General features: G+C 74.4%; 13 protein-coding genes and 3 pseudogenes. 10 read left to right on the top strand and 6 right to left on the bottom strand.

Annotated elements, in window-relative coordinates; translation table 11 throughout:
* Window positions 1-28: 28 nt before the first annotated feature.
* The gene (locus ABZ484_RS09335; RefSeq protein ID WP_358865340.1) at window positions 29-841 is read right to left on the bottom strand and encodes an SAM-dependent methyltransferase; all 813 of its coding nucleotides are present in this window, start codon (window positions 839-841) and stop codon (window positions 29-31) included.
* Between the two features lie 256 nt (window positions 842-1,097).
* On the opposite strand from ABZ484_RS09335, the gene ABZ484_RS09330 reads away from it, so the two are divergent.
* The 3 genes from ABZ484_RS09330 (at window position 1,098) to ABZ484_RS09320 (ending at window position 3,077) form a co-directional block, all read left to right on the top strand.
* Complete coding sequence (locus ABZ484_RS09330; protein WP_358865272.1) at window positions 1,098-2,330, top strand: SpoIIE family protein phosphatase; 1,233 nt, start codon at window positions 1,098-1,100, stop codon at window positions 2,328-2,330.
* Window positions 2,331-2,457: 127 nt separating this feature from the next.
* Window positions 2,458-2,790 (top strand): hypothetical protein, encoded by a 333-nt coding sequence (locus ABZ484_RS09325; RefSeq protein ID WP_358865271.1) that lies wholly within the window; start codon window positions 2,458-2,460, stop codon window positions 2,788-2,790.
* Between the two features lie 11 nt (window positions 2,791-2,801).
* A complete protein-coding gene (locus tag ABZ484_RS09320; protein ID WP_358865270.1) occupies window positions 2,802-3,077 on the top strand; it encodes a hypothetical protein in 276 nt (91 codons plus the stop codon).
* Window positions 3,078-3,193: 116 nt separating this feature from the next.
* Here ABZ484_RS09320 and ABZ484_RS09315 read toward each other — a convergent pair whose 3' ends face one another.
* Complete coding sequence (locus ABZ484_RS09315; RefSeq protein ID WP_358865269.1) at window positions 3,194-4,216, bottom strand: hypothetical protein; 1,023 nt, start codon at window positions 4,214-4,216, stop codon at window positions 3,194-3,196.
* 192 nt (window positions 4,217-4,408) lie between these two features.
* On the opposite strand from ABZ484_RS09315, the gene ABZ484_RS09310 reads away from it, so the two are divergent.
* Window positions 4,409-5,320 carry a hypothetical protein gene (locus tag ABZ484_RS09310; protein WP_358865268.1) on the top strand — a complete coding sequence of 304 codons (912 nt, stop codon included), beginning with the start codon at window positions 4,409-4,411 and terminating at the stop codon, window positions 5,318-5,320.
* 89 nt (window positions 5,321-5,409) lie between these two features.
* Here ABZ484_RS09310 and ABZ484_RS09305 read toward each other — a convergent pair whose 3' ends face one another.
* The 3 genes and pseudogenes from ABZ484_RS09305 to ABZ484_RS09295 form a co-directional block, all read right to left on the bottom strand.
* On the bottom strand, window positions 5,410-5,973 hold the full coding sequence (locus ABZ484_RS09305) for a hemerythrin domain-containing protein (RefSeq protein WP_358865339.1): 564 nt from the start codon (window positions 5,971-5,973) through the stop codon (window positions 5,410-5,412).
* A gap of 147 nt (window positions 5,974-6,120) precedes the next feature.
* A pseudogene (locus ABZ484_RS09300) lies at window positions 6,121-7,437 on the bottom strand (cytochrome P450); the annotation flags it as partial.
* 101 nt (window positions 7,438-7,538) lie between these two features.
* Window positions 7,539-8,066 carry a hypothetical protein gene (locus ABZ484_RS09295; RefSeq protein WP_358865267.1) on the bottom strand — a complete coding sequence of 176 codons (528 nt, stop codon included), beginning with the start codon at window positions 8,064-8,066 and terminating at the stop codon, window positions 7,539-7,541.
* A 346-nt stretch (window positions 8,067-8,412) separates the two neighbouring features.
* Between ABZ484_RS09295 and ABZ484_RS09290 the strand changes: the two genes are divergently transcribed.
* From ABZ484_RS09290 to ABZ484_RS09280, 3 genes are all read left to right on the top strand, one after another.
* Window positions 8,413-8,946 carry a DoxX family membrane protein gene (locus ABZ484_RS09290; RefSeq protein ID WP_358865266.1) on the top strand — a complete coding sequence of 178 codons (534 nt, stop codon included), beginning with the start codon at window positions 8,413-8,415 and terminating at the stop codon, window positions 8,944-8,946.
* A 14-nt stretch (window positions 8,947-8,960) separates the two neighbouring features.
* On the top strand, window positions 8,961-9,497 hold the full coding sequence (locus tag ABZ484_RS09285) for a hypothetical protein (protein ID WP_358865265.1): 537 nt from the start codon (window positions 8,961-8,963) through the stop codon (window positions 9,495-9,497).
* Between the two features lie 80 nt (window positions 9,498-9,577).
* Window positions 9,578-11,197: a right-handed parallel beta-helix repeat-containing protein gene (locus ABZ484_RS09280; protein ID WP_358865264.1), complete on the top strand. Its 1,620-nt coding sequence runs from the start codon at window positions 9,578-9,580 to the stop codon at window positions 11,195-11,197.
* A gap of 279 nt (window positions 11,198-11,476) precedes the next feature.
* On the opposite strand, the gene ABZ484_RS09275 is transcribed toward ABZ484_RS09280, so the two are convergent.
* Window positions 11,477-12,988 carry an MFS transporter gene (locus ABZ484_RS09275; RefSeq protein ID WP_358865263.1) on the bottom strand — a complete coding sequence of 504 codons (1,512 nt, stop codon included), beginning with the start codon at window positions 12,986-12,988 and terminating at the stop codon, window positions 11,477-11,479.
* Between the two features lie 253 nt (window positions 12,989-13,241).
* On the opposite strand from ABZ484_RS09275, the pseudogene ABZ484_RS09270 reads away from it, so the two are divergent.
* The 3 genes and pseudogenes from ABZ484_RS09270 to ABZ484_RS09260 form a co-directional block, all read left to right on the top strand.
* Window positions 13,242-14,381: pseudogene (locus tag ABZ484_RS09270) on the top strand (polysaccharide pyruvyl transferase family protein); the annotation flags it as partial.
* A gap of 554 nt (window positions 14,382-14,935) precedes the next feature.
* Complete coding sequence (locus ABZ484_RS09265) at window positions 14,936-16,405, top strand: FAD-dependent oxidoreductase (protein WP_358865262.1); 1,470 nt, start codon at window positions 14,936-14,938, stop codon at window positions 16,403-16,405.
* 102 nt (window positions 16,406-16,507) lie between these two features.
* A pseudogene (locus ABZ484_RS09260) lies at window positions 16,508-16,639 on the top strand (RNA polymerase sigma factor SigF); the annotation flags it as partial.

Genomic DNA, 16,639 nt, shown 5'->3' with positions numbered 1-16,639 from the left:
CCCCCAGCCGCGCTCGCGCCCACGGTGTTCACCGGCTCTTGCGCCCGACCCCCGCGTACACCCAGTACTGCGACGGGTTCTCGGGGACGTCCTCCTCCCGGTCGGGGCGCCACAGCGGGACGTGGACGAGGCCCGGTTCGACCAGGTCGAAGCCGTCGAAGAGGGATGCGATCTCGTCGTGGGAGCGGGCGGTGACCGGGGAGGTGGCCCGGTCGCGGTAGAGCTGCCCCACGGCGGCGGCCGTGTCCGGGCGGTCCTCGTCCGTGGCGTGGGTCAGGGCCAGCCAGCTGCCGTCGGGCAGCGCGTCCCGGAAGGCCGCCACGATCCCGGCCGGGTCCTCCTCCCGCGTGATGAAGTGCAGAATCGTGATCATCAGAACGGCGACCGGCTGCTCGAAGTCGATCAGCTTCCGTACGCCCGGCGAGGACAGGATGTCGGCGGGGTTCCGGATGTCGGCGGACACGATCGTCGCGTCCGCGTTGTCGGCGAGCAGCGCCTCGCTGTGCGCGACGGCCACCGGGTCGTTGTCGACGTACACCACCCTTGCGCCGGGCGCGCCGGCCTGGGCGACCTCGTGGACGTTGCCCTGGGTGGGGATGCCGGAGCCGAGGTCGATGAACTGGCGCACGCCCGCGTCGACCAGGAATCGCACCGCACGGCCCAGGAAGGCGCGGTTGGCGCGGGCCAGGGTGCGCACCTGGGGATCGATCGCCGTGAAGGCGGCCACCGCCTCCCGGTCGATGGCGAAGTTGTGCTCGCCGCCCAGCATGGCGTCGTACATCCGGGCCACGCTGGCCTTGCCCGGATCCACGTCCCGCGGCAGCACGTCCTCGTCCCGCATCGCCAACCAACTCCCCATGTTCTCCACTGAACTTGACCAGGGATCATATAGTTGCCCACGGCACTCTCCACCGCTACCGGCCCCACCCGGAAGGCAAACGACCCTGCGTAACACCGAACGCAGTGAACCCACGGAACCGGACGGCACTCCCCTCGTCGCGCCGCCGCGTCGCCGCGGCCGCCACCGCCGGTACTTCTCGCCCGCCGCCGACGCCATCGGCAGCGAGCTCGACCTGCGGCTGACCGGCAGTCATGTCGTGCACGCCCTCGCACCGGGTTTCTGCGACGCGGCCTCGGTGTACCTGCTGCAACGCTGGCTGCTGGAGGAGCAGCCCCACAGGACGGCCGATCCGCCGCAGATCGAGGCCCGCCGGCTCGCGCTGCGCGTGGGGTCGGACGCCTCGGAGGAGTGGGAGCATCTGCTGCCGGTCGGCGAGGTCCTGGTCTTCCCCCGCGAGACGCCGTACGCCCGGGCCGTCGCCGGCGGGCAGTCGCAGCTGCTCGACGGTGTGGACGGACACACCCTCGAACGGCTGCGCAAGACCGGTCCTGGCGACGCGGGGGTGGAGTCCCTGCTGAACTGCGTGTCGTTCCTCATCGTCCCGCTCCGGCTGCGCGGCACGGCCGTCGGTTTCATCGCCTGCACCCGCGGCCCGGACCGCGAGCCCTTCGCGCGCGGCGACGCCGTCGCCGTCGAGTCGCTCGGCGCCCGGGCCTGTGTGGCGCTCGACAACGCCCGCCGCTACGAACGGGAGCGCCGCACCGCACTGGCCATCCGGCGCAGTCTGCTCCCCGACACCGGCCAGGCCTTCGCCGGCTGCCGGGTCGCCCACGGCTACCGGCCCGCCGGACAGGACAACGTCATCGGCGGTGACTGGTACGACGTGCTGCCCCGGGGCGGCCGCAGGCTCGGCATGGTCGTGGGCGACGCCATGGGGCACGGGCCGGAGTCCGCCGTCGCCATGATCCAGCTGCGCACCGCCGTCCGTACCCTGGCGGCGCTGGACATCGGCCCGACAGAGCTGATGCACCGGCTGGACGCGGTGGCCGGCGCCACGCCCGGCGCCTCCTTCGCCACCTGCATGTACGCGGAGTGGGACGCGGATCTGCACACCTGCACCTTCGTCGGGGCGGGACACCCGCCACCGCTGGTCCGCGGGCCCGGCGGCCCGGCGGCGCGGGTCGAGCTCACCACCGCGGGCCTGCCGCTCGGGCTGGGCACGGACCGCTACGAGCCGACGGTGCTGCATCTGTCCGAACCGGCCCTCGTGCTGCTCTACAGCGACGGGCTGGTGGAGTCCCGCACCAGTGACATCGACGAGGGCATCTCCCGGCTCGCCCGGACCCTCGACGCCGGGGCCGCCACCGTGCCGGACCTCGGGCACCCGGACGCCCTGCCGTCCCTGTGCGGGCGGCTGTTGGCGGAGTCCGGGGCCGGCGACGGCGGCGACGACCGGACGCTGCTGCTGGCGGAGCTGACTCCCGGGTGAACGAGGCGGTCCGTTGGGCTGCTTGTCGCATGAGCGGACGCGTCCGTTCGAGCGGTCTCCTCACCTGATGCGGTGAGGGAGCGGGCCGCGGCGCGTACGGACGGGGGGTGACCGCCGTTGCTTCGGCATGGACAGCACTTCTCGGGCCGTGCCGCCCTCCCTCGGCCACCCGCCGGCGGACCGGCCCTACGCGGAACTGACCGGTGGCCACCATCCCTCCGGAGTGCGCTGGGCGTCGTTCGCGGAGACCGGTTCGCCTCCGCCCTACGCCCCGGCGGGGCACGAGCCCGGCAAGCCGCTGCTGCGGCCCTGGGGCACCGGAGCGGGCGGACTCCTGCCGGGCACGGGCAAGCGAGCGGGCGCGGCAGCAGGCGTCGGGCAGGGAACACGCGCGGCGGCGGAGGCGGCGGCCGGGACGGTGCCCGCGGTGCCGGTACCGCGCGGGATCCCGGTCCTGTGAGGCCGGCCGACGTGACAGCGGCGTCACGACGGCGTCCGCGTACGTCGCCGTGGCCGCGTCCTGTCGCCGAGCACGGCAGGGAGGCGTGGGAGGACGGAGACTGCCCCTGGTGCCGCGCGCTGCTCGGCCCGGGACTGGCCCTCGCCGAACCGGGCGTCGGGTACGGGAGCGGTCGTTCCCGGTCGCGTCGGGCGGGCCTGCCGTCCTGGGTGCACCGCGCCCGCCTGGTCATGGTGCCGATGGCGGCGCTCACGGTGGTGGCCGCGGTCCTGGTGGCGCTGGCCTGACCCGCCCGGACCGGCCGGACCGCCGGCGCGGTCACCCTGCACGCCCTGCACGCCTTGGCCTGCACGCCCTGCACGCCCTACCCCGGCGCGCGGCACACGGTCGCCCGGGTTCCGGCTCAGTCGCGGAAGCCGATGTGCACGTGGTCGTGGTGCGTGGCGTCGCTGAAGAACTGGTTGGGCGTGGTGCCGCCGGAGAGCCGGACCGGGCCGCCGACGTTGTAGGAGCCGGCCGCGGCCGCGTCGCGCATGAAGCGCGCGACGAGGGAGCGGGGCGTGCGCGGGTCGACGACCGTGTGCCCGTCGATCCGCCAGACGTCGAAGGCGCGCCCGCGCGGATGGTCGCTGGGGCGGCTGGTGCCGAAGACGTCCAGCGGATGCCCGGAGCGGACCACGCTCACGTACATCCGGTACGTCCCCGCAAGGCGCCGCATCGCGGTGAGGACGCTGTCGTGGACGTGACCGCTCCGCACGTCCGCCTGGGCCGCGGGCGGCAGCACGATCCGGGAGTCGGCCAGCACCTTACGAACCCGGGCCGGCGGAGCGGCCGACGGAGCACCGGGGCGGGCGGGGTGCAGGGCGGTGACCGTCCATCCGGTCGCGGTCCGCGCCAGCCGGACGTCCACGGTCGTGCCGCCCGTCCGGACCGTGGCGCCGTGCCGGGTCCACTGCCGGCACACCACGAGCACGCTGGCCGAGTCGGCGAGGATCCCGCCGTACTGGGCGTCGATCACCTGAAGCGCCGCCTCGTCGGCGGAGGGCAGCAGCGGGCCCGCCTGGGCGACGAGGGCGGTGGGCAGGTGCAGTGCGGCGACCTCGGTCCCGGCCGCGGCGGGGCCGCCCCTGCCGGGGGGCCAGGCGCCGATCGCCTCGACGAGTTGGACGGCTCGGCGTTTGACCTCGAGGTGGATCTCGGTGGGTCCGGGGCGCCACGGCGTCGTGCGGGGCAGCGTGGCGGGCGCGCTCGACGACGGCCCGGCCGGGGAGGGGGCCGAGCGGGTCGGGGTGGGGGTGGCGGTGCCGGTGCGTGAGGCGGTGGTACGGCCGGTGCAGCCCGTGACTCCGAGCAGCGCTCCGGCCGTGCCCAGGAGCACGGTGCGGCGCTCGACGGGCCGCGCCCCGGCGTCCGGCCGACGGATCATTCCCCCAGTGTCCGCTGGGCGCACGCCGACCGCCCGTCCGCGCCTCGCGCCCGCGCCTGCGCCCGCGCCCGCGCCCGCGCCCGCCAGGGGGGATTCGGTGGCCGATTCCGGTGGTACGAGTGGGCACGGGGTTGTTATGACGGCCGTCATGACGCATGCTGCTCCGAAGCCGACGAACGGAGATGATCCGGCATGACCGACGTCCTGGCACGGGCGCTGTGGGAGCGCTACGAACCGGTCCACGGCCTTGTGTACTTCGCGCCCGAGGCCCGCCGGGCGGCGGACGCGCTGGGGCTGCGCGGCTTCTGGATGGGGTACTTCGCGCTGCGCGCCGCCCCGCTCGGCGCCGTGCCGGCTCCCGTCGTCACGAGTTCCTTCTACGTCTTCCACCCGGACCGCGTGGCACGGGCCCTGCCGGACGCCTGGCGGTACACGGCCCCGGCCGACGCCCTCGCGGCCCGGCAGGAGGCGATGGACGCCGCCCTGACCCGCCTGCTCGGCCGGGACGGGGCCACCGGTCCGCAGCTGACCGAGGCGGCCGACCTGGCGTGGCGGGCGGCCGCGTCGGCCGACACCGCCGGACGGGTGCTCGGCGCCGCCAACCAGGCACTCGACCGGCCCGCGCTTCCGCACGTCCGGCTCTGGCAGGCCCTGACGACCCTGCGCGAACACCGGGGCGACGGACACGTGGCCGTGCTGGTCGCCCATGGCCTCGGCCCCGTCGCCGCGATGGTGCTGAAGTCCGCCGCCGGTGAGTCCGACGCGACGCTGCTGCGGGAGACCCGCAAGTGGGACCTGAGGGCCTGGCAGGCGGCCGAGGAGGAGCTGCGCGAGCGCGGCTGGCTCGCCGAGGACGGCACGCTGACTCCGGCCGGAGCCGCCGTCCACTCGGAGGTGGAGGCGCGGACGGACGCGGCGGCCCGGCAGCCCTGGAGCGCCCTCGGCGCCGACGGCGGCGCGCGCCTGGCCGATCTCCTCGAACCGCTGGCCAAGACGGTGCTGCACACCGGCCTGATCCCGGCCGGCAACCCGGTGGGCCTCACCGGCGCCCTGTGGAACGCCGCACCCGCCGTCACCGGGGCCACCGCCACCGACGGCGGGTGAACCGGCCCCGGCGAGCGGCGGTCGGCGTCAGCCGGCCTCGATTCGGCGTCGGCCGGCCTCCATCGGCGTCAGCCTGACTCGATTCGGCGTCAGTCCGTCTTCCCGCGGCCGGAGAGCGCGTCCCTGATCCGGTCGACCATGCCGGCGCCGGGAGCCAGGAGCTTGTTCGCGGGCGGTGTGTCCGGGGCCGTGGGGTGCGGCCTCGTCGGGGCCGTCTTCTTGGCGGTGCGCACCTTCTCGCCGAGCTGCTCCAGGTCCTCGGGGGTCGCGGCCTGGCGCAACTGGGGGAAGAGGTTCTGCTCCTCGTCGGTCACGTGTTCCCGGATCTCCCGCATCAGACGGCCCATGAGCTCGTCGAACCGCGCCTCGTCGGGGCCGCAGCCCTCCAGGTCCTTCATCGTCCGCTCGGCCTCCGCGTGGTCCTGGATCTCCCGGTCGGCGATCGCGTCGCCGTCCGGCACCCACCGGCGGACCGCCGGGTAGAGGTACATCTCCTCGGCCACGGAGTGCCGGACCAGTTCGATCGTGGCCTGGTCCGCCAGGTTCTTACGCCGTTTGTCGCCGGCCGGGAGCGCCTCGATCTGGGCGAAGATCTCCTCGACCTCGCGGTGGTCGGTGGTCAGTTCGTTGATGACGTCTCCGCCGTGTCCCATGGCAGGGCTCCTTGGTGTTCGAGGGTGGCGTGTCGGATGGGGTGTCCCCCGGTGGACCGCCGGTCGGGTTCCCGCGACGGTCCGGGCCACACCGCCGACCGCCGTGCCACCGTCGTCCGCCGCCGCGATCGCCGCCGCAGGGCGGTCCGGTGCGCGTACGCCGCTGATGACGAAGCCGCTGCGCGGGCGGGCCGGAACGCGCCGCAGCGGGATCCGGAGGTCCTGGTCGGGAACGTCGTACTCCAGGCGGGCGAGGCGCACCGCGAGGGACTCCAGCAGGCCGAGGACGACCCCCTCACCGGGGCACCGGTGACCGGTCCACGGGTCACCCCCGCCCTGCGGGATCAGCTCGTCGCGTTGGGCCGGGTGTTCCAGGAAGCGCTGCGGCCGGAAGGCGTACGGGTCGCCCCAGAGGTCCGCGTCGTGGTTCTGCCCGTAGACGTCGAGGAGCACCATGCCGCCCTCGGGAACCGACTGCCCCTGCCAGGACAGGTCCCGGACGGCCAGGCCTCCGAGGAAGGGGGCGAACGGGTAGAACCGGCGCACCTCGTGGGCGAACGAGGCGGCGTAGAAGGCGTCGCCCTCGCGCAACGGTGCGCGCGTCTCGGGGCGGCGGTGCAGCGCGTGCGCGGCGAACGCGACGAACCAGCTGACGGCGGCCGTGGGACGGAGCACGTTGAGCAGCTCGACCGCGGCCGTCCGCGATGTCAGCGACTCCCCGTCGGCGTCGCGGTGCCGGACGACCCGCTCCAGCATGGAACCGGCCGGGGCCGCGGAACGGCCGGAACGCACGTCCCGTACCAGGCGGGCCAGCCGCTCCTCCTGCCGGGCGCGGGCCCGCCGGGCCCGCCAGTGGCGCGGTCCGAGGGTGGCGAAGCCGTCGACCATCGCGATCAGGTCGCGGGCCGTCGCCGAGGCCTCCGCGTCCGCGTGCGTCTCCGCATCCGTATCCGCATCCGTCTCCGCATCCGCGTTCGCTTCCGCGAGAGGGACACCGGCCCAGCGGCACACACCGCGCGTGAGCACCTCGGCCGCCTCGTCGAACAGCACGACGCGGTCACGCCGGGCCCAGCCGGCCACGGCCTCGTCCCATGCCGCCGCGGTCTCCTCGACGACGCCGGCGATCCGGTCGGCGTGCAGCAGCGGCAGGAACAGCCGCTTGCGCTCCCGGTGTTCCTCGCCGTCGAGCGTGTGCACGGCGCCCTGGCCGAAGAGCGTGTCCAGGACGGGTTCCGGGATCGCGTCGTGGCGGCGGACGTTGCGTTCGTCGTAGAAGAAGCGCACGGCGTCCGGACCGCGTACGGCGAGGGCGGGGCGGCCCATGAGCCGGGTCCGGACCGCCCGCCCGGTGACCACCCGGGGACCGCACTCCCGCATGTGCCGCGGCAGCCACGCGTATCCCCCGGTGAACAGGGCGAGTGTCTGGTCGGCCAGGGGCCGTGAGGGGCGTCGAAGGGCGTCCATGCCGGCCGAGTGCCCCGGGGGCCCTGCGGGAACCGCGTGCGGGATCCAGGCCCCGCAACGATCAGCGGACGTCAGCGGACGTCAGCGGACGTCAGCGGACGTCAGCGGACGGGCCTCAGATCTGTGATCTTGCGGGTCTTCAGGTCGGAGCGTACGTCGATCCGCGTCACCTGGGCGTCCCTGCGGTCGCTCCAGACGAGCGTCACCCTGCACGTGGCGTGGCCCGCGCCGGACCCGGTGTAGGCCACCTTCCACTTCACCGGCACGTTCTGGGCGAACAGGATCCCGTCCGCGTGCTCCCTGGCCTCGTAGGCGGCGACCTTCCGGCGGGCGTCGGCGGAGAGGTAGAAGTCCTTCAGCGCCTTCAGACTCGCGCCGGCGGCCGGGTCCTCGCCGTCCCAGACGGTGTCGATGTAGGCGCCGTAGAAGTCGGCGACCCGCTGGGTCACGGCGCGCGGATCGCCCTGGGCCGTGGGCACGGAGGCGGTCCGGCCGGCGCCGTTGGTGGTGTGGGTGGAGTGGGTGGCTCCGGTGCCGGCCAGCGCCGGCGTCACGGCGCCCAGGCAGAGGGCCCCGGCCAGGGCGGAGGCGGCGACGAGACAGAGGCGGCTGCGCACACGCGTGGACATATGGGTGCTCCCCCAGCGAAGGGCGGGCCGGGTGGTTCCCGGCCCTGGTCGGCAGGTAAGACACGGCTCGGCACACGCCGGTTCCGTAATGTCCCGGAAAATTGTGCCTGTCACGAAACGCGAAAAAGGTTGTACTACATTTCGGCCGTCCGCGGGCCGAAGCGCATCCGCTGCGCGTCCCTTCGGCCCCTTCGTGCGGCTTCTTTTCGCCCCTTCGGGTACACCCTGTCGCCCCTTCGGTGGACACGCTTCCCGCCCGTCCCTCTCGATTGCGCGCGTCCGGCCCGGGAACTCGGGGAAGGCCGTACACCGATACGCCCACGCCCCACACCCCTTGGAGAGGACCATGAGTCTGCTGCGCCTGGCCGGTCGGCCCCTGCTGGCCTCCATGTTCGTCGTCGGAGGGATCAACTCCGTCCGCAGGCCCCAGGACGTGGCCCCGGCCGCCGAGCCCGTCGTACGGCCGATCCGGGAGCGCATGCCGGTGCTGCCGGAGCGCACCGAACACGTCGTGCGGCTGAGCGGCGGCGTGCAGGTCGGCGCGGGCGTCATGCTGAGCCTGGGGCGGCTGCCCCGGCTCAGCGCGCTGGCCCTCGCGGCCACGCTGGTGCCGACCACGCTGGCGGGACACCGGTTCTGGGAGGCCGACGACCCCGCCGAGCGCTCCCAGCAGCTCATCCACTTCCTCAAGAACCTCTCCATGCTGGGTGGCCTGCTGATCGCCGCGGACGACACCGGCGGTGCGCCGTCGTGGCTGTGGCGCGGCCGGCGCACGGCCCGTGAACTCCAGCGGGAGGCGGGCCTGGTACGGCGCACCGTCCGTGCGACCGCGGGTCCGGCCGCCACGATCGGCGGCATCCGGGCCAAGCTCCCCGGCTGATCACGGGACACGCCATGAACGACCAAGGACGCTCCGCACCGTTCCTTCCGGTGCTCTCCGGGCAGAGCGCCTACACCTTGCTCGGGATCTACCTCAACGACCATCTGGCGGGCGCGACCATGGGCGCCGAGCGGGCCCGCCACCTCGCCACCGCCTGCCGGGGGTCCGAGCTCGGTGCCGCGGTGGCGCCGATCGCCACCGCGATCGGCGAGGACCGCAGGAGCCTGCTCGCCGTCATGCGGCGGCTCGAGCTGCCGGTGCGGCGCTACAAGGTCTACGCCGGGCGGCTCGGCGAGCGGGCCGGACGGCTGAAGAGCAACGGCTCCCTGCTCCGGCGCTCGCCGCTGAGTTCCCTGCTGGAGCTGGAGCTGCTGCAGATCGGTGTGCAGGGCAAGATCTGCGCCTGGGAGACGCTCCGGGCGCTCGCCGACCACGAGCGGCGCCTCGACCCGCTCCAGCTCGACGGGCTCCTGGAGCGGGCCCGGGATCAGCTGCGCACGATCGACGACCTGCGCGCACGTCAGGCGGCGGAGACGTTCCGCGGCCCGTGACCGGGACCAGCCGGCGCGGGCCGGCCGGGCAGGGCCCATCAGCCGGGCAGGGCGCGCGGCAGCCGGAGAGGAGCGTTGTCATGACCGATGCCCTGACCGCCGACGCCCGCGAGCACGGCCTGGCCGGTGACGGGGTGACCAACGACCAGCCGGCGTTCCAGCGGCTGGTGGACTCGCTGGGCGCGGCCTGTGCGGCGGACGGCCGCCCACGGGTCCTGCACGTGCCCGCGGGCCGCTATCTGATCCGGGACGAGCCGACCGTGTGGCGCAGCGGCGTCTCCCTGATCGGCGCCGGGCGGGGCGCCACCTGCTTCGTGCTGTCCAATCCCGGCGACCGCACGACGCCCGTACCGCTGGCCTGGTTCACCGCTGCCCGGCACGGAGCCGGCCGGGACAACCATCTGGCGGACATCGCCTTCGCCCATCTCGAGATCGACGGCTCGGGAGTCACCACCGAGGAGTACGACCCGCTGGCCAAGGGGCTCGGCCTGCAGTACGTGCTGCGCGGCCGCTTCACCGATCTGTACATCCACGGCACGGCGGCCACGGGCTTCGGCTGCGACTTCCTCCAGGACACGGTGGTGGAGTCCGTGCTGGCCGAGGGGTGCGGGCGGCAGGACAGCGGCGAGCAGATGGGGGGTGCGGGCATCGGCATCGGCGTCGGCGGGTGGGGCGGGGTCGAAAGGCTCACCGTCACGGCCTGCACCACGATCGGCAACGGCACCAACGGGATCTTCGTGGAGCTCCAGAGCGAGGACTGGGTGCCGCCCCGCGGCATCCGCGTCACCGCCTGCCATGCCGAGGGCAACCGCTTCGGGATCTCCGACTGGGGCGCCGACGGCCTGCTGGTCACCTCCTCGACCATGCTCGGCAACCACGAGGCGGGCTTCGACGTCTCCGCCCAGGGCACTTCGGGCGTCGGCGGCCGCGGCGGCATCGTCACCGGCTGCGTGATCGACGGCAACGTCCGCGACGGGATCGGGCTGGGCGACACCACCGGTCCGTACGCGTTCCGCGGCAACCGGATCAGCGGCAACGGGCGGTACGGCTACTGGGAGCACAACCTGGCCGGCGGTGACGAGGAACCGGCCGGGGAGATCGTGCTGGAGGCCAACGACATCCGGGGCAACGCGCTGGACGGGGTGCGCGTGGACGCCCCGATGCGGGATCCGGCGATCCTGGACAACCGGATCCGCGGCAACGGCCGCCGCGGTGCGGGAGCGGTGTCCGGCGGCGGTGACGGGGTGCGCTTCTCGGAGTCGTCCCTGACCGACGAGGAGGCCGACTGGCCGGCGGACGGGCACCGCGGCAAGGAGGTGTCGGTGGGGACGCGGACCGCCCTGGTCACCGGCAACACCGCGACCGAGCTGTTCCTGGCGCCCGCACGGCCCGGTGCGGACACCGCCTGGCCGGACGGTGTTCCGCCGGCGGGCTCCGGGTACCGGCTGCCCGCCGCACCCGGGCTGCGGGCCGGACTCACCGTCGACGCGGCGGTGAGCGGGGCGCAGATGCACGGCAACCGGATCGGCGACGACCGGCCCAGCGATGCCCGGACCCAGACCCACGGCATGGTCATCACCCCTGACGGCAGCTGGACGAACGGCCGCGTCATCGACAACGACCTCCGCGACAACGCCGTCGCCCCGAAGCGCTTCGACACCCCGCCGGAAGGCTGCCGCTGGCGCGACAACGACGACTGACACCCGGCCCGGACAGACCCACCACACCCGGGCCCACACCGCACCCGGGCCCACCGCACCCAGGCCCGCCACCGCACACGGCGAGCGACCGGCGCCCGACCCGCACCCCGGGCCGTCACCCCGGCTCGCCCCCGATCCGCCTCGACCCGGCCCGCCACCGGACACCTCACTCCGCCGTCTCCCCGGCCGCTCCACCGGTCACGACCCCGGCCGAACACCCCCGCTCCACCGGCCACCACAGGCTCCTCACGCCGGCCGTCCCCGCCGTCGCCCCAGCCGTCATCCGCGGCCGCCGCACCGGCAGGTGCGGCTCGGCCGTTCGGGGAGCTCGCGGGGGCGGCGGGCGGTGCGGGAGGGGTCGCGGTGCCAGTCGAGGACGGCGATCGTCAGGGCCGCGAGCAGGGCGACGAGAGCGGAGCCCACCGAGAGCGCCACCGCCTCCCGGAAGTTGTCTCCGCTCGCGCCGAGCACCAGGTAGAAGAGGCCCGGGAGGGCGGCCGTACCCACCGCGCCGCCCAGGCGCTGGCCGGTCTGGAGGGCGCCGCCCGCCGCGCCGGCCATCCGCACCGGCACCTCGCGCAGCGTCATCGTCACGTTCGGGGAGATCACGCAGCCACTGCCCAGACCGCCGACGAACAGGGCGGGCGCGGCGAGCCACGCCATGACGTCGGGCGGGGCGGAGCGCAGCACCAGCGCCGTGGCGCCCAGCCCCGCCATCACCGTCACCAGCCCGCACACGGTCAGCAGCCGGCCCAGCCGCTCCACCAGCCGCCCGGCCACCACCGCCGCGGCGGCCGAGCCGATCGCGAACGGCGTCACCGCGAGGCCGGAGCGCAGCGGCTCGTAGCCGAGGCCGTTCTGGAAGAAGAGGGCGAACACCAGCCACACCCCGCTGAACCCCACGAAGTACAGCGCGCCCAGCGCCGTCCCCAGGGCGTAACCGCGCGTACGGGTGAGCAAGCGGGGATCCAGCAGGGGCCGGCCCTCGCGCGCCGCCACCCGCCGCTCCCAGAGCGCGAAGCAGGCCAGGAGTGCCAGGCCCACCGGGAACAGCCACCACAGCCGGCGCAGTCCGCCGCTCTCGGCGAAGACCAGCGGCAGCATCCAGGCCAGCACCCCGGCGCCGAGCAGGGCCACGCCGGGCAGGTCGAGGCGTTCCCGGCGGCCGGGGGCGACACGGGGCAGCAGCCGAAGACCCAGGAGGAGTGCGACCGCCCCGACCGGTACGTTGACGTAGAAGATCCAGCGCCAGCCCTGCGCACCGTGCGCCAGTGCCAGGATCAGGCCGCCGGTGATCGGTCCCACGGCGCTGGAGACGCCCACCGTGGCGCCGAAGAGCCCGAAAGCCCGGCCGCGTTCGGCGCCGCGGAACATCTGCTGGATCAGCGCGGAGTTCTGCGGGGCGAGGCATCCCGCGCAGGCACCCTGCGCGAGCCGGGCCACGACGAGCCAGGCGATCGTGGGCGCGGCGCCCGCCGCGGCGCTGCACACCACGAAGCCGGCCAGGGCGCACAGGAAGATGCGGCGTCTGCCCACCGCGTCACCCACACGGCCCGCCGGCACCAGGACGAGGGCGAACGTGAGGGCGTATCCGGACACCACCCACTGCACGGAGGACGCCGAGGCATGCAGATCGCGCTGCATGGACGGCAGCGCCACGGCCACGATCGTCACATCCAGCAGGCTCATGAAGCCGGTCGTCAGGGTGACCCACAGGGCCTTCCAGCGTCTGGGGTCGGCCGTGCCCGCCTGCGCGCCGCCGCGTCGGCCCGGCCGCGTGTCCCTGTCCACGAACGCTCCTCCTGGTTACCGCCCCGGCACGCACCGTCCCCCACGTTCCGGCGTGCCGAAATGGCGCGTTCCCCGGTGGACCGAGGTGGAACACCTCATCTGGAAAGGGCGGCGTCACTGCTCCACCCGGACAGACAGCGGCTGCCGGACGGCGGCTGAGGTGTTTTCCTCGTGAGGTGAAGGCAACTCGGCCCGCGCATCCGCACAGTGCCGTCCCCCGACCGCAGCCTGCTCCACGGAACGGGAGTTCCGGATGACCACCTCACCTCACCGGACGCCCCGCTCACGGGCCCCGCGCATCGGCCTGCTGGGCTCCTACGGCGGCTACAACATCGGCGACGAAGCCATCCTCCAGTGCGTCCTCGGCTGCCTGCGCGGCCACCGTCCCGAGGCCCACCTGGTCGTCTTCAGCCGCGACGCCGAGCACACCCGCGCACACCAGTCGACGGCCGACGAGGTGGTGCCCTGGGAGGGCGTGCCGCAGCGGCAGGTCACCGACGTGCTCTCCGGCCTGGACCTGCTGGTCCTCGGCGGCGGCGGCATCCTCTACGACGGCGAGGCGCGCCGCTATCTGAAGCTGGTGCGGGCGGCGCAGCTGCGCGGCGTCCGCACGTTCGCCTACGCGGTCGGCGCGGGCCCGCTGCACGAGAGCGACGACCGCGAGGCCGTGCGCACCGTGCTGGCGGCCATGGACGAGGTGGTGGTGCGCGACCAGGAGTCGCGGCTGGTGCTGGAGGAGGTCGGGGTCGAACGGGACCTGGTCGTCACCGCCGATCCGGCGCTGCTCCTGCCGCCCGAGCCGTTCACCGCCGAGATGATGCGGCAGGAGGGCGTGCCGGCGGACGCCCGGCTGGTGGGGATGTCCGTGCGCGAGCCCGGCCGGGCCGCGGAGAAGCTGGACGAGGGCGACTACCACGCGCTGCTCGCCGATGTGGCCGACTTTCTCGTGCGCCGCCTGGACGCCCATGTGGTCTTCATGCCGATGGAACGCCACGACGTCCGCCACGCGCACGCCGTGCTGTCCCGGATGACCGCGCCCGACCGGGGCCGGATCCTGCACAGCGCCTACACACCTGGGCAGGTGCTGGGCCTGATGAGCCATCTGGACCTGGTGGTCGGCATGCGCCTGCACTTCCTGATCTTCGCGGCGGTGTCCGGACTGCCCGTCCTGCCGCTGCCCTACGCGGGCAAGGTCTTCGACTTCGCCCGCCGGCTCGGGGCTCCCGCGCTCGTGGGTGTGGCCCGCGAGCAGGTGGGGCTGCTGCTGGCGGAGGTGGACCGGCTGTGGGACGAGTTCCCGCAGCGCCGCGTGGACCTGGGCGCCCGCGTCCGCGCCCTGCGGGAGCTCGCCGGAGAGACCTGTGCGAGGTGCGGGGCCCTGCTCGACGCCATGGACCGGGAGCGCGACCGGGAGGGCGACGACACACCCGGCAGGCTCGGGGACACCCCGGACAGGCCCGGGGACACTCCGGACAGGCCCGGAGAAACCCTGGACGGGCGCGCGGACACCGCGGACAGGCCCGGAGACGCCCCGGACAAGTCCGCGGACGCCTCGGAGAAGTCCCCGGACGCCTCGGACGAGTTGGCGGATGCCTCGGACAGGCCCGCGAGCGCCTCCGTCAGGTCTACGGGCACCGGCCCCGGCGACTTCGCGCGCCCGGGCAGTCCCGCCGACCCCACCGACCCCGCCGACCCCGCCGACCCCGGCAGCAGCACCACCCGCCACGGCAGCCCGGCCGATCCGGTGCGGGCGGACAGCGCTCCCGTGGGTGACACACCGGTGCCGGCGCCCCACGGCCTGCACCTCCTGCGTCCCGCCCCCGGGCCCGGGCCGGTGTCCAGGACCGGGCCCGGCGGCGCCGTACCCGATCCGGCCCCCGGTCCCGGCGTCGTGGCGGATCCCGAGGACGGCGCGGTGCGCAGCGGCGGAGCCGGGCAGGAGGCGTGATGCCCGTTCTTCGCCGCCCCGAGCAGCCGAGCACCGTCACCCTCCCCGCGCGCTCGGCCCTGCACGGGGGCCGCACGGACGTCCTGGTGGTGGGCGGCGGGCCCGCGGGCACCGCGGCCGCGTGGGCGGCGGCCGACGCCGGGGCGGAGGTGGTCCTGGTCGAGCGGTACGCCTTCCTCGGCGGCAACGCAACCGTCGCGCTGGTGATGCCGCTGATGTCGTTCCACAACGAGCGCAAGCAGGCGGTCTTCGGCGGGGACGGCGCCGGCGACCGGCTGCTGCCCACCGACCACGGCGAGGGCGAACCGGTGGTCGCCGGCTTCCTGTGGCGGCTGCTGGACCGGCTCACCGCGTGCGGCGGCTGCATCCCGCCGTCCCTGGAGACCGGCTACACCGTGCCCTTCGACCCGGAGCTCTTCAAGCTGGTCCTGCTCGACATGCTGGACGAGGCGGGCGTGCGGCTGCTGTTCCACTCCTTCGCGTCGGCGGCGCTGCCCCTGGACGACGGCTGGCGGGTGGTCTTCGAGACCAAGTCGGGCCCGGTGGTGATCGACGCCGGGGTGGTCGTGGACGGCACCGGCGACGGTGACGTGGCCGCGTCCTGCGGGGCCCCGTTCGAGGTGGGGCGCCGGGAGGACGGGCGGGTGCAGCCGATGACGCTGATGTTCCGGATGGCCGACTTCGCCCGGCCGGCGTTCTCGGAGTACGTCCGGACCCACCCCGACCAGTGGCGGGGTGTCCACGGTCTGTGGGACCTGGTGCGGGAGGCCACCGAGGCCGGCGAACTGCGGCTGCCGCGCGAGGACATCCTGTTCTTCGGCACCCCTCACCCGCGCGAGCTCGCCATCAACAGCACCCGGGTCACCGGCGCGCTGGGCATCGACGTGTGGGACCTCAGCCGTGCCGAGTGGACGGCCCGGCGCCAGCTGGCCGAGATCGACCGGTTCCTGCGCTCGCGGGTCCCGGGGTTCGAGGAGGCGTACACGGTGCAGAGCGGCACCCAGATCGGGGTGCGGGAGACCCGCCGGGTCATGGGCGACTACCGGCTGACCGGCTACGACATCCTGGACGCCCGTTCCTTCCCGGACGTCGTCGCGCACGGCGCCTACCCCATCGACATCCACAACCCGGAGGGCAGCGGTACGGTCATCAGGCGCGTCCCCAGGGGCCGGTTCTACGACATCCCGCTGCGCTGTCTGCTGCCGTCCGGCACCGACCGGCTGCTCGTCGCCGGGCGCTGCATTTCCGGTTCGCACGTGGCGCACTCGTCCTACCGGGTCATGCCCATCGCGATGGCCACCGGGCAGGCGGCGGGTGTCTGCGCCGCGCTGGCCACCCGTCTGGGGCGCGGCCCGCGGGACGTGCCGTACGCCCTGGTCCAGGAGGAACTGACACGTCAGGGCGCCCGTCTGCGGGTGCCGGAGGGCGGTCGCCCGCCGACGGGTGAAATGAGCCGACCGGAGAAATAATGGGTGTGAGGTTTCCCGAGGGGGGTACACGCTGCGAAGCCTGTCTTGATCACGAGACGGTCACGACAGGCGACGTATCGGCTCAGAGGGAGGACACGCACGATGGCGGTGACCACAGAGGCAAAGGCGACGCCGGCGGGTACGGAGCTGCCGGAGGTGGCCGACCCCTCGCAGATCGCGCCGAGTGACGCGCGGGCGCTGTCGCGGCTGTTCTTCGACCGGCTGGCGACCCTG

Origin of the sequence: Streptomyces sp. NPDC006393 (genome assembly GCF_040628575.1) — a bacterium.
Taxonomy (GTDB): Bacteria; Actinomycetota; Actinomycetes; order Streptomycetales; family Streptomycetaceae; genus Streptomyces.
This window is presented reverse-complemented; position numbering and strand designations above follow the sequence as displayed.